General features: G+C 58.6%; 1 protein-coding gene. It reads right to left on the reverse strand.

What is annotated here, in order from left to right:
- On the reverse strand, positions 1-440 hold a 440-nt coding region (gene rloA2 / locus OC610_RS28655; protein WP_264433151.1), incomplete at its 3' end, for a retropepsin-like aspartic peptidase RloA2.
- Between the last annotated feature and the right edge of the window lie 104 nt (positions 441-544).

Below are 544 nucleotides of genomic sequence, written 5' to 3' on the forward strand. Positions count from 1 at the left end.
GCCTTGGCGCCGATCAACAACGGATAATTGAAACTGCTGCGGTCGGTCAGGTTGACCTCGACGGTGCGCTTGACATTGCCCAGGCACAACTCCAGGTCAACCACCGGGCGCTTGGTGGGTGCGATCTTTTCATCGTCGTCCTCGTCCTCTTCGGAACGGGTCTTGATTTTGCTGATCCGGGCAATCTTGTGCTCGTAGACCTTGTTGCTCGCGCCTTTGGTCGCCAGGCGGAACCGTACCCAATCATCGCCGTCACGGGTGAACGTCTCTATGTCCTTGGCCGACAGCGAGGCGGTCAGCGCACCGGTGTCCATTTTTGCCTTGAGCACTTCGCCGCCCATTTCCGGCAGCGCGATGTATTCGTAGCGTCCGTACAGCGTGGGCTCGGCGGCCAATACCGGAAGGGCCACCAGGGAAAGCAGGGCTAGAACGGATTTCATGTAGGAGGCTTCCATTGTGGGAGTGGGATTTTAGACCGTGGCCGTCGAATTCGTTCGGTTAAACGCATCCATGGAGGGATTGCCCACTCGGCCCTGTAGGAGCT

Origin of the sequence: Pseudomonas agronomica (assembly GCF_025917275.1) — a bacterium.
Lineage (GTDB): Bacteria > Pseudomonadota > Gammaproteobacteria > Pseudomonadales > Pseudomonadaceae > Aquipseudomonas > Aquipseudomonas agronomica.